The sequence below is a fragment of the Paenibacillus sepulcri genome (genome assembly GCF_042647105.1).
GTDB classification, from domain to species: domain Bacteria; phylum Bacillota; class Bacilli; order Paenibacillales; family Paenibacillaceae; genus Paenibacillus_Z; species Paenibacillus_Z sepulcri.
In genome coordinates this window covers 4,791,947-4,804,277 of the sequence record NZ_JBHRUP010000001.1, presented here as the reverse complement: position 1 = coordinate 4,804,277, position 12,331 = coordinate 4,791,947, and the positions used below count along the sequence as shown (strand labels likewise).

Annotated in this window: 10 protein-coding genes; 1 reads left to right on the top strand and 9 read right to left on the bottom strand. The window is 51.6% G+C overall.

The features are described 5' to 3' along the window. Positions 1-35: 35 nt before the first annotated feature. Positions 36-2,672 carry a PAS domain S-box protein gene (locus tag ACFOLF_RS21330; RefSeq protein WP_210046247.1) on the bottom strand — a complete coding sequence of 879 codons (2,637 nt, stop codon included), beginning with the start codon at positions 2,670-2,672 and terminating at the stop codon, positions 36-38. A gap of 329 nt (positions 2,673-3,001) precedes the next feature. Continuing rightward, positions 3,002-4,096 carry an AbrB family transcriptional regulator gene (locus tag ACFOLF_RS21325; RefSeq protein WP_210046248.1) on the bottom strand — a complete coding sequence of 365 codons (1,095 nt, stop codon included), beginning with the start codon at positions 4,094-4,096 and terminating at the stop codon, positions 3,002-3,004. A gap of 241 nt (positions 4,097-4,337) precedes the next feature. Between ACFOLF_RS21325 and ACFOLF_RS21320 the strand changes: the two genes are divergently transcribed. Then, positions 4,338-4,952 carry a M15 family metallopeptidase gene (locus ACFOLF_RS21320; protein WP_379114628.1) on the top strand — a complete coding sequence of 205 codons (615 nt, stop codon included), beginning with the start codon at positions 4,338-4,340 and terminating at the stop codon, positions 4,950-4,952. Positions 4,953-5,045: 93 nt separating this feature from the next. Here ACFOLF_RS21320 and ACFOLF_RS21315 read toward each other — a convergent pair whose 3' ends face one another. From ACFOLF_RS21315 to ACFOLF_RS21285, 7 genes are all read right to left on the bottom strand, one after another. After that, a complete protein-coding gene (locus tag ACFOLF_RS21315) occupies positions 5,046-5,786 on the bottom strand; it encodes an aminoglycoside adenylyltransferase domain-containing protein (protein WP_379114626.1) in 741 nt (246 codons plus the stop codon). Positions 5,787-5,837: 51 nt separating this feature from the next. Continuing rightward, a complete protein-coding gene (locus ACFOLF_RS21310) occupies positions 5,838-6,242 on the bottom strand; it encodes a VOC family protein (protein ID WP_379114624.1) in 405 nt (134 codons plus the stop codon). 135 nt (positions 6,243-6,377) lie between these two features. Continuing rightward, entirely contained in the window at positions 6,378-7,520 is a 1,143-nt protein-coding gene (locus tag ACFOLF_RS21305; protein ID WP_210046249.1) for a response regulator, read from the bottom strand. A 34-nt stretch (positions 7,521-7,554) separates the two neighbouring features. Beyond that, on the bottom strand, positions 7,555-10,644 hold the full coding sequence (locus ACFOLF_RS21300) for a hybrid sensor histidine kinase/response regulator (RefSeq protein ID WP_210046250.1): 3,090 nt from the start codon (positions 10,642-10,644) through the stop codon (positions 7,555-7,557). Positions 10,645-10,969: 325 nt separating this feature from the next. Next, the gene (locus ACFOLF_RS21295; RefSeq protein ID WP_210046251.1) at positions 10,970-11,233 is read right to left on the bottom strand and encodes an RHS repeat-associated core domain-containing protein; all 264 of its coding nucleotides are present in this window, start codon (positions 11,231-11,233) and stop codon (positions 10,970-10,972) included. Beyond that, positions 11,199-11,639, bottom strand: coding sequence for a hypothetical protein (locus ACFOLF_RS21290; RefSeq protein WP_210046252.1), 441 nt, complete (start codon positions 11,637-11,639; stop codon positions 11,199-11,201). The genes ACFOLF_RS21295 and ACFOLF_RS21290 overlap by 35 nt, the downstream gene beginning before the upstream one ends. Before the next feature lie 255 nt (positions 11,640-11,894). Continuing rightward, a complete protein-coding gene (locus tag ACFOLF_RS21285; protein WP_210046253.1) occupies positions 11,895-12,326 on the bottom strand; it encodes a hypothetical protein in 432 nt (143 codons plus the stop codon). Between the last annotated feature and the right edge of the window lie 5 nt (positions 12,327-12,331).

Here is a 12,331-nt window from a genome sequence, read left to right as displayed (position 1 = left end):
GATTAGCTGCCATTTGACCGGGCCTTTCATTCTGGTTATGAGGTTTTCCTTCTCGCCACTTCAATGAATTCCGCAATTGTAGCGCTCTTGATCGGTTTGCTCATATAGGCATCCATGCCGGCGGCCAGGCACTTCTCCTGATCGCCCTTCAGTGCGTTTGCCGTGACCGCAATAATATAAGGGCAACTCTCCGGCGGCAGCGTTCTCTTGATCATTTCCGCCGCTTCCAGCCCGTTCATGACCGGCATCTGCACATCCATAAAAATAATATCGTAGCTGCCTGCCTCAGCCATTTGGACAACCTCGCTGCCATTAACCGCTATGCTTGTCAGGTGACCCTGCGATTCAAGCATTTTCTGCAGGACCAGCTGATTGACCTTATTGTCTTCAGCAATCAGGATGTTCAGAGCCTGCTGGTTGCTTCCCTGCGCATTGCCCTCCGATTCGGACCCCTGCAGCTGAAGGGAGGTCTGCTGCCCGGCCTTGCGCAGCCGTACGGTAAAAGCAAAAACAGTCCCCTGCGGCTCAGCCTGCTCGACCCAGATTTCCCCGCCCAATAGTCCGATAAGCTTCTTGCTGATCGCAAGTCCCAGCCCCGTTCCTTCGGTTTTGCGGATCATGAAATCATCCACCCTGTAGAAGGGCTCGAACAAATGCTTGATTTTCTCCTGCGGGATTCCGATCCCCGTATCCTTGATCACAAATTTAAGCCGGACCTGATCGTCATCGTCCGTCAATCTTTCAATGGAAACCGCGATGCTGCCGTTATCCGTAAATTTAACAGCATTCCCGATGAGATTCATCAGCACCTGCTTGAGCCGCTCGGGATCGCCAATCAGTGTCTCAGGCCATTTGTTCCTGAAGTAGGTGTGGATTTCGAGATTCTTCTCCTGGGCTCTGGGCAGCAGGATGCCGAGTGTTTCATTCAGGCAGTCCATAATATTGAAAGGGATCTCCAGCATTTCCGTCCTGCCTGATTCAATTTTTGAAAAATCCAGAATATCATTGATAATATTGAGCAGGGTATTGCCGCTTTTGCTGATGATTTGGACATACTCCTGCTGCTTCTCATCCAGGCTGGTGGATTCCAGAAGAAGATCGGTCATCCCGATCACTCCGTTCATCGGCGTGCGGATTTCATGGCTCATCATGGCCAGAAATTCACTTTTGGCTTTGTTCGTGTTCTCTGCCGCCTCCTTGGCGATCAGCAGCTTCCTCTGCTCCGTAATATCCTTCGCAATAATATACCAGCCCACATTCTTCTTATTGATGATGATCGGCGCCAATGTCGTCAGAACCTCGGTACTGTGGCCATCTTTATGATTAAAGGCATTAATTTGCCGTTCGGCCATTATTTCGTCAGAAAGGATGCGGCTTAATTTGTCGGCGCCGATAAAGACGGACACCTTCATGCCGATCATCTCTTGAATGCTGTACCCGGTAAGCTTCTCGGCCATGGCATTGGTATTGATAATATTGCCTTCCAAATCAAGAGAAAGCACGGCATCATGGTTATATTTCTTTAATGATGTATATCGTTCAATGCTTTCCTGCAGCTTCAGTTCTATCTTTTTGCTCTCTGTAATATCCTGGGTAATCCCGTTCATCTTGACAGGTGCGCCGCTCTCGTCGAAAGTAACCGATACGCGCGTATTCAAGTATTTGACCGATCCGTCAGGCTGCAGACTGCGGAACTCCGCACTATAGCTGTCGCTTTTCATAGCTTCCTGCAGATGTCTGGGAATCAGCTCCCGATCCTCAGGATGAAACAGCGATAACAGGTCGTCAGGCAAACCGCCGATGTCCAGGTTCAATATCCTGTATAGCTGGTCGGAAAACCTGATTTCCTGCTGGATGATATCCCAGTCCCAGCTGCCAAGAGCTGCAATGCGCTGAGCCTCCGCCAAATTTTCCTCGGTGTTCTTCCTCTCGGAGATGTCCCGGCTGATTCCAAAAATATTCCGGATCCGGCCCTGCTCGTCCCTGATTATGGTCGTTGTGGTTTCAAACCATAGGTAATGGCCGTCCTTGTGGCGGATCCGGTAGGTGAATATGCCATTATCCGCAAAAGCCGAGGCTTGAATCGATTCCAGATCCTGCGGGTGATAGAGTTCAATATTGCTTTGTCCTATTACTTCTTCCGGCTCGTAGCCAAGCAGCTCACGGACCGATGGAGAACAGTATTGAATGATGCCGTCCGAATTGCTGCAGCTGATAATATCCCATGCATGTTCAGTTATCAGCCTGTACAGCTCACCGGCCTCCATCATTCCTTGTTCAGCGGCGTTGGCCTTACTCCGGGATGTTTCCTGAATATAGCATAAAATATATAAAGGCTTATTATCCCTCTCGTCTCCTGCGAGCGACAGCTGCGTAGAGGTCCAAACCGAACCGCCGCCGCGCGTTCTATATCGTTTCTCCATTTCGAATACAGTCGAATCCCCTTCGAGCAGCGTCCGGATTCCCAACGCTTCCGTCTCTATGTCTTCCGGATGGGCGATATCCGCAGAAGTAAGTCCTGTCAACTCGTTTTCCGTGTAACCGGTGAGACTGCAGAAGGCAGGATTGACCTTGAGCCACTTTCCACCAATGGACATCACTGCTACACCTATTGGCGCATGTGTATGAATTTGTTCGAATAACGCAACATGATCGATTTGCACCTTCTGCATCCCAAGCTCCCCCCCGCGATCCATTTCCATTCTATAATTTCGTTTCACCATATTGTTATAAACAGAACCATCGCCTCATACGAAAAACAGCAAAAAAAGCCCAGCCTATTTCTCTTATTCGATCTTAAACGGTTATATTCCTTGCACATTTGATGGACAGGTTTATTTCCCTGTTCTCCTATTAGCGCACCTGCAGGCCCGGCTGTTTCCATCCTGTGGCGATGAAGCATATCTCTGAAATACAAGCAGCGTGTGATGGGATTTCAACCTTCCTTGCATCAAAAAAAACCTGTCCACGAAGGACAGGCTGTTTGCCGCATTACCGCTTCCTATTCGCTCAGCCGCTTCTGTCTCTCCGCGCTGTAATGAAAGATCATCCGGATTAGCGGCGGCACCGCGAAAAAGATGAAAAATGTGCGGAATAGCTGGTAACCGGCCACCATCGAAAGATCAGCATTGATCTCGTGGGCGATAATGCCCATCTGGTCCATTCCCCCGGGAGCTAGGCTCAGCAGCCCCGTCGAGATAGAGATGGGCTCAAGCTTGGTGAGAAGAAAACTGAGTCCGCAGGCCCCGATCAACAGCAGGACGCCCCCTCCAACAGCAAGGGTCAATGTCCGCAGCTTGCTCGGCAGCTGGCCCGGCTTCAGCAGCAGGCCGACATACGTTCCGATCAGCAGCTGAGCGGCATTAATGAGCGGCGAAGGAAGCAGGGGGCCGTCAAGGCCGGCGAACTGGAGAATGGCTGTTGCGATAGCCGGCCCCAGCAGGAAAGCTGTCGGAAATTTAATTCTATTCCCCGCTATCGCGCATACCGTGCAGGCAGCCGCAAATAGAATCAGATTCGGAAACAGTCCGCTCCAGCTTGCAAAGGCAGCAGACACTGGCCCCCCGCCGGAAACTGCTGCATGAGTCTGTCCCATGATGGAGCTGAAGATGATCACCGGAATGCACAGCACAATCATCATCAGCCGGATAACCTGCGTGACCGTCACGATCGTAATGTTGACGCCCTCTGTCTCCTCCGCCAGGGCGATAACCTGCGTCAGCCCTCCCGGGATGCAGCCCAGCAGCGCCGTCTTGTAATTAATGCCGGACAGCTTGCATACGAGCCAGGCAATGCCTGCGCACAAAGCCAGAAGCAGCACCGTCATCAGCAGCATGATCGGAAGCTGATGGTACATCTGGCGCAGCGCTGCGGCGGTCAGGGACAAGCCGATCGTGTAGCCGACGATAATCATCCCCGTATTCCGGAAGAAGCCGGGCCATGCGTAACGCTCCTTCATCAGATTCGAGCCGATCAGGACGGCGATCATCGGCCCGAGCAGCCAGGGGATCGGGATATGCAGCAGCTTGAACAGCAGCCCTCCGGCAGCAGCGGTAATGAATGCGGTCAATATTCGTGAACGGTTGCTTTTATTCATGTTATGTACCCCGCCTGTCTGTAATATCATGCAAAAAACCACCGCCTGTTCCTGCGCGATGGTTTTAAATATGTCCGTATACCAGAAACTGCGAAACGATTCAAAACCTACTGGCATCATAACAAAGAGACAGCTGATCCGTCCAGTATGATAGAATGAGGCAGTAGAAGATTACTGACAACCGGGCTGCGGCAAGCCCGCTGGCCAACGGTTGCAGTATGGGGACAGGAGAACCGAAAAGATGCCGCAAAATGATCTCGCACGTACCCGGCAGCCGGAGAGACTCCGAAAGCCGGGTGTGAGAGCAAGAAACAAAGCTAAACGCCGCAGAATGTTGATGTGGTTAATTTTGGCAGTAACTGCCGTTAGCCTGTGGAAGGGCACTGAAATAATTGAGCGGTTATGGCCCTCGCCAGCGCCGGATGTGACCTCGCTGCATCCCATCGTTGCAGCCAAACAGGCTGACCTGATCGCGGCAGCCGCGAAAATCGGAATTGCGATTCTGATTACGGACGGCCTTCGTACAAACGAGGAGCAGAATGCGCTGTACCGGCAGGGACGGGGCAGCAGCGGACAGGTCGTAACGAATGTGAAGGGTGGGGAGTCCTACCACAATTATGGTCTGGCGATCGATTTTGCCCTGCGCACCAAGGATAATGACGTAATCTGGGATCTGGAGTATGACGGGAACGGCAGCGGCAGCCCTGATTGGCTGGAAGTGGTGGACATCGCCAAGGGGCTTGGCTTCACCTGGGGAGGAGATTGGGAGGAATTCCGGGATTATCCGCATCTGCAAATGGATTTCGGCTACTCCATTCAGGAGCTGAGAAGGGGCGGGCGGCCGCCCCAGGAATGAATAAGGCTGCTTGAAACCGATGATCGCCGCCATGGTGACGAATACAACGATCCCGCATGGCGGAACATGATCATTCTGCGCCCCGCTTCAGCATCAGACAGCTTTCTGTATTTCGATGCTCATATAGGCAGCGAATTCCGTTAATTCTGATCTTCCCGCTTCGATGCTGTCCGTTAATCCGGCATAAACATCCAGGCATTGCTGAATTAACGGGTGATATGCGCCGGTAAGCGTCTTTATCCCCCAGTCTCCGCCTTCTTTCTTGGAGGATATGACGCCTTCCTGGAGAAAGTACAATACTCTGCAGAGGTTCAAGGTCATGTATACCGGGTTTTCCACGATATGTTCGTAGGCGTTCTCAATATCATAAAGAATGGATGCCGCATAATACTGGCGCCCGACAGGCTGGAACAACGCTCGAAGCGGCTGGCCGTACAATGCCGTCCCCCGATCGTAAGCAACCGCATACTGTGCGGCCAGATCATAGTCAACGTAATCGCTGCAGCTGTAGTTTTCATCCGTTTGATACTTTTCCCGGTGGAATTCAGAGTAATGGAGTTCTACGGGAGTGGGGTAAACAAAGTCTGTCAGCTCCGATTCCAGGACAACACTCAGCTCGATTCCGCCTGCACCGGGCAGCTCATCGTTAAGGGCTAATATCTTCCGGACGATCTGTTTGCGATTCTCCACGGAAAGCTTCTTCCTGGCAACCACCAGCAGATCGATGTCGCTGCGGCCCGGGTTAAAGCATCCCATAGCCAGTGAACCGTGCAAATAAACGCCGGTCAGATTATCTTTCATGGCTTCTTTAAACAGCGCTGCGATCCTGTTCAAATCATACGGAATATCCAGCCTGGATCCCCTCCCTGGCCCTCGTCCTGAAGCTCACAATTCCGGCTGGCGCGCGGCGTTGAGTTCAATGATATTGCGGTCCGGATCGAGCAGGAAGATCTGGGCAAAGCCGGTAATGCTGTTCGGGTTGGCTTTATGCTCGATATTTTGGCGCTTGAGCCAGTCGATTGTCTGCTGATAATCATTAACGCGGATGGCAAAATGACCGTCGCGCGTATCGATGGTGCGGGTCCGCAGCGTCTCGCCATCGTGCACAATCAGGTGGAGCTGCTGGCCAGTCTCTCCGACCGAATACCATGCACCGGGAAAATCAAACGGCGGCCGCTGCATTTCCTGCAAGCCGATGATTTCTTCATAGAAAGCCTTCGCCCGCTCAAGATCGGTCACAATCAAGCTGACATGATGAATGCCTTCAATCCCGAAAATTTGCTGGTTCATGATTTCATCCCCCTTGTAATCTCGCTTATCATCATCTTATCACAAAGATTACCGCAATCGCTTACTGGATCTGCTCCCTGCGCATGGATATCCGTTATCGTGCCAACCTGCAAGTTCGCCGGGAAAGCTCTTCTATCAGGGGCTATGGTGGACTACCTGCAGCTGCTGGTACTGCTCGGTAACCTGTTGATCCGGCTCGATGCCCAGATCCAGGCGGAGCAGCTGTCTGTACGATTCGTAATAGTCTCTCATTTCCCTGTAATCCTTGAGCTGGGAATAAGCCTTCAGGATAAGCAGACAGAGCTCTCTGTCATAAGGCTCCCTCTCCTTCGCCTCCTGCAGCCGGTGAAGCGCCTGGAGCGCCTGCCCCGTTGAGAGCTCGTAACGCGCCATATCCAATGTGCCCTGTATAAACAGAATCTGCAGCCAGCTGCTCCTGGTCTTGGCCCATTCATAGTCGTGTTCCTCCAGATATTCGCCGCGGTACAGCTTCAGCGCGTAATCGAACTGAGTCTGGTTCTGCCTGTCTATGCCCGTCTGTCCATCCAGTATGCTTTCGAATTGCTCGACATCCGTAATGATCCCCTCCCCAAACAGAGCATAGCTCTCGAGGGCGAACTCCACGGAGGCTTGGATTCCCTGTTCCTTGAGCAGCTTGCGGATTCGATAGATGGAGGTATGCAGATGAGTCACGGCCTTATCCTGCTCGTAGCCTGCCCAGAGCGTTTCCGTGAGCTGCTGCTTGGGGATCCACTCGCCTTTGCGGTGCAGCAGATAGGCCAACAGCTCCTGGGATTTCAGCGTGCGGAATTTGAGCCTGTCCCCTGCTTGCCGGCCTTTGCTCAATTCCAGGCGCTTAAAGCACAGCACTGTGGGACCCTCCATCGCGGGCTTATCCTCCTGATGGCTCTCCCTGCCGCTTAAATACGCGCATATCCGATCCATGGTCTTGGAAAAACGGCTGGGATCTATCGGCTTCAACAAATAATCCAGCGCATTCAGGTCGAATGCCTCCAGGGCATAATCGGCATACGCAGTCACGTAAATAATCCGGATGCTGCGATCAAGCTCCTGTATACGTTCCGCAGCATCCAGTCCGTTCATTTCCGGCATCCCGATATCCAGGAAGACAATGTCCACTTTCTCCCTGCCTATATGCTCAAGCCCGGCCTGTGCGGTCAGGTAAGCACCCGTCATTTCAACGCGGCCGTCGCTGCGGATCAGCCGTTCCAGTTGAATGAGAGCCGGCCTCTCATCATCAATCAATATCGCGCGCATGAGTCTCACTCCCTGCTGTAATGTATATGCCAGATTACGGTTTCGGCACTTCAAATGAAACCGTCGTGCCGCGCCCCCATTCACTGTCGATGCGCAGTCCTTTGCCATAAAGCGTCAGCAGGCGGCTGTGAATATTGATCAAGCCAACGCCACCTTTCTTCGATTCCATCAGAAGGGAGCCGAGTCTGTCTGGCGCGATGCCGACACCGTCATCAGTGACGGACACCTTCAAGGCATGCTCCGTCTCTTGAATGGCAATCCTGATCGTTCCACCATCCGCCTGCTGCATAATGCCGTGCCTGACGGCATTCTCCACAATCGGCTGGATGCTCAGAGGGGGGACAAGGGTCCGGCTCTGCTCATCGATATCGTATTCGACCTGAAGCCGTTCCTCGAATCGGGCTTTCTCCAGATACAGATAAGATTGAATCAGCTCCAGCTCCTTGTGCAGCGGTGCCAGCTGTTCCCGATTCTGAAAGTCGAAGCTGCCCCGCAGATAGCGGCTCAGCTCAATTAACAGCTGCATGGCTTTTTCGGGATCGTCGGGACATACGGCAATCGTGGTATTCAGCGCATTATAGAGAAAATGAGGCTTGATCTGTGCCTGGAGAAACGCCATCTCTGTGCGAATGGCCTGCTGGACCGACTTGCGCAGCTTCAGCAGGGTACCGACACGGGCTCTGAGCTCGCCCGCTTCCACCGGCTTGCTCAGAAAATCATTTGCCCCCGCCTGAAAGCCTGCCTGAACATCCTCCGCCCGGCTCCTTGCCGTGAGCATCAGCACCGGCAGCTCGAACAGCGAGCAGCGGATGCGGATCGCCCGGCACAGCTCAATCCCCGACATCCCCGGCATAATCCAGTCCGTGATGACCAGATCCAGATGCGGAGTGGCGGCGATCACGGCCAGCGCTTCTTCCCCGTCATAAGCCGTAATGACCTTGTAGCCGGTGATGCTCAGCAGATTTTCCAGCACCTGCAGGTTAACCGGATTGTCGTCCACAACCAGAATGGTGCCTTTGTTGTTCGCCGGTTCTTTCACCTTGCTCATGGCCGGGGCCGGCAGCGCGGCATCCGACTCCAGGTCCGGTGACAAGGAAGCCGCCGCTTCCTGACGGGCATCTCCCGCCATGAGGGAGGATCTGGTACGGGAAGCGGCTGGCAGGGTGAAATGGAATACAGCGCCCTGCCCCGAATCCGATTCCACGCCGATCTGACCGCCTCCTAGCTCGACCAGCCTTTTGGTGATGCTCAGTCCAAGCCCTGTGCCTCCATACTCCCGGCTCCCGGCATGGCTGCCCTGATCGTAGGCTTGAAATATATCCTCAAGCCGTTCCTTCGGAATTCCCGCGCCTGTATCGGCCACCTCCACCCTCACATAGGCTCCTTGCGCCCGCGCCGAGATGCGGATTTCTCCCCTTGGCGTATATTTCACCGCATTGCCCAGCAGGTTGTAGAGGATTTGCCGAAGCCTCTCCTCGTCGGTATCCAGAAGCATCAAATTCTCCGGCCAATCCTGAATGAAGCGGACATCCTTGACCCCGGCCAGATGCGCAATGACCTCCAGCACCGATTGAACGACAGAAGGCAAATCCACTTCCTGGCGGTAGAGAATGACTTCCCCGTTCTTCAGCTTCGCAAAATCGAGGATATCGTTGATCAGGAAGCTCAGGCTTCTTCCCGTTGCGGCGATCGTAGCCAGGTCCCGGCTCTGTTTGCTGCTCAGCACCCCTCCAGCTCCCTCCAGCAAGGAGTCCGCCATGTTGATGATGCCATGCAGCGGCGTGCGAAGCTCATGCGAGGTGTTGGCCAGAAATTCATCGCGCAAGCCGTCAATGGTAAGCAGTCTCCGGGACAGCTGTCTGACCTCAATGAAGGTTTTCTCAAATCGCCGGGCCATCAGAAACGCCTGTAAAATAATAAACATCAGCATCTCATAGGGAACAAACACCTGATCGTCCAGCAGGCCAAGGACATTCAGGCAGCTTACGGACACAAGAACCAGAATGCTCGCCATGCTGAGCAGAATATAATGCGCATCCTCTCTCCGGTGGCGAATGCCCTGGATCAGGTGATAGATGCCGTAGAGAAGCACAATTTGCGAGAATGCCGTCATCATAACACTGCCAACGGCAAACAGCCCTATAGGAATGACGAGATTGATGAGCAGCAGAACCCCCATCAGGATGTTGATGGCAAGATAAAACCTGGCATGGAATTTCCCCGTGCCGAATGCGAGACCGTAACGGAACAAGCAATAATAGGCGATTACCGGGGAAGTGGCCTGCAGCTTCATCACGAGCTCATAGGAAAGTCCGGGCAGCAGATTCGCCACCAGCTTTTCCCCATGGGTCAGTACATAGACCAGCGCGCTGACGCAAAATGCGCCGATAAAAAGCAGTCCCTGCTCCTCTCCCCTCCGTGCGCGATAGATGACCAGAAAATATAAAGCCAGAATCGACATGCCTACAGCAGCGGCAAGATCGGCGGTCATCTTCCACTCTCTGCTCACAACGATGGCAGTCTGGTCGCCGAAGAGAATCGGATAGATCATACCGCCCGTCGCATAGCTGTAGTTGGATACCTGAACCAGGATATCCGCCATATTCCCCTCTACCTCGGCAAACCCTACATAGGGAATATTGCCCTGCCCGCCCTTCCGGTTCAGCGCCCCCGGATCGCCGCTGTTTCCGACCTCGCGGCTGTTGATGAAGATCCGGTTGGCCATCCTTATATTCGTCGTATGTATGCCGTACAAATCCGTTCCCGTCTCCGTGTCCGGCAAACGAATGCGCAGGCGGAAAGTGCCGTAGCCTGTCGCGGCCTCTTCACCGTTCTCTGACAGATAATCATTCCATGCTCCCGGTATTTGCGCCTTGACCGGATTTTCCGGCTTGACCCCGTCCTCAAAATCAGCCGGCTCCAGCAGCTGTCCACGGTAAAACTCCCATTCTCCGCCAAGACTCACCAGACCGTCCTTGTCAAACTGCCAACTCGAAAGGTCCATAATGCCTGCTTCCGCATGCACCTGTCCTTGTTCCTCCAGCATCAGATGGACAAACCAGAATATGGGTAATATGAGAACGAACAGGATGCCCGTGACGATGCCGATCATTTGATTCTTCATTCTTTAGGCAGCTCCATAACCACAATTGTTCACATCCGTAAAAGATACCGCTTGTGTTAATATTTAGGGTACCACAGCCTTAGTGGACACACCAGATATGATTGCAAAACAATCGGGAAACGCTATGAGGTTGACTGCCTTTTATCCGAAGCATTGGTTGAGACAATCGTTGACTTATGAGGGATATAATCGTCAGCTTTAATCCCGGTTAAGCAAACAAAAACCACATGGAGAATTTACTTCGCTCGCATGTGGCCTCCTATCATTCAAACCTTAATCATTTTTATAGATTCCTTTGAACGTCTTCTTTAAATCTTTTTCGAACTCATCCGCCTTGGTTTAACATAAGCTCGATTTCACGGGGATCATTCCCGCTCGGATCGACAAAGCTCAGCGGATTATTCTGCACATACGTGCACAGATTCAAACTCAGCGGGTTCGTTACCTGACCCTCGTAGGCATCCTCATTAACGAATCTCCCCATAGTTGGGTCATAGTAACTGGCTCGCAAATAATATAAGCCGGTTTCATTATCGTAGATTTCTCCCGCATATTTAAATGAATTGGGAATCGTTTCCGATTGCTGCATCCTTCTTCATCAGCAAACGATCGCCTCTTACATAGGTTGCTGTCGTCTGATTACTTCCATTGGCATCCGCAATCACTTCACCATTTTGATTATAACGGTACTGGGTCGTACTGGTTCCCGTTGATTTCTTATACCTCATCCCATCCGGGCAATAATCAAATGATGTCGTCGCTCCACCTTTGCTCACACGGGTTAAGGTGTTGAACAGATCATAGGTGTAATTCATCTCTTCGTTATAAACTGGTATTTCGGTGCTATTAAAGGTAAGGCGGTTCCCCCTGAGATCATACACATAGCTTGCGATGCTCCGATCCGTCCGCGACACCGTAGCGAGCCGGTTCAATTTATCATACGTATAGTCACTTGATTTTGTCCCCTGGTTGATCACCGTTTGAGCCGCACTCACGACATTACCATTTACATCGTATGCATAGGTATAGGACGATAGGAGAGTGTCTCCCTTTTTATTCGTCAGAGTATTGTTACAAAGAGGGACATTTTTCAAAACTCTTTACATACAAACAAAATATTGAAAATATCATACGGGGGCTTATGAGGGTTCCGTTCTGTTGGGCTTACCCACTGATTCAACCGACACTGATGGATAAAAAAAGACCTCGAGTAATTTTTGCATCCTCAAGGTCATACATCGAAAAAGCTGTTATTGTATATGCTTTTTTAACTCTTCAATATCATCAGTTGCCCAGTTTTTAGCATGCATTTCTTTTAGTACCTTTATTGAAGCCTCTGCAATTGTTTTTTTCAAAGAATCAATTTCTGTGTCTAATGATGCAATTACTTCCAAGCCAGCCTTATTTCTTCGATTAAAACTTAGTGAGATTTGCTTGCTATCTTTTTTTACTCCTCTCACATAAAATGGACCATCCATAAAATTAAAATCCTGTGAGACACCAACTGAAGAATTTTCAAGAATTCTTATGGACTTATTCCACCATGTCAAGACAACCACTATAAAATCGTTCCAGTTAGATTCAGGAAAAAACGAATCCCCAAATTGGAGATAAATTTCACCAGTAATTGATTTTCGGTTGTTTATTTCAAGACTAGATTCATCAACTACAATGCTAATCAACTTCC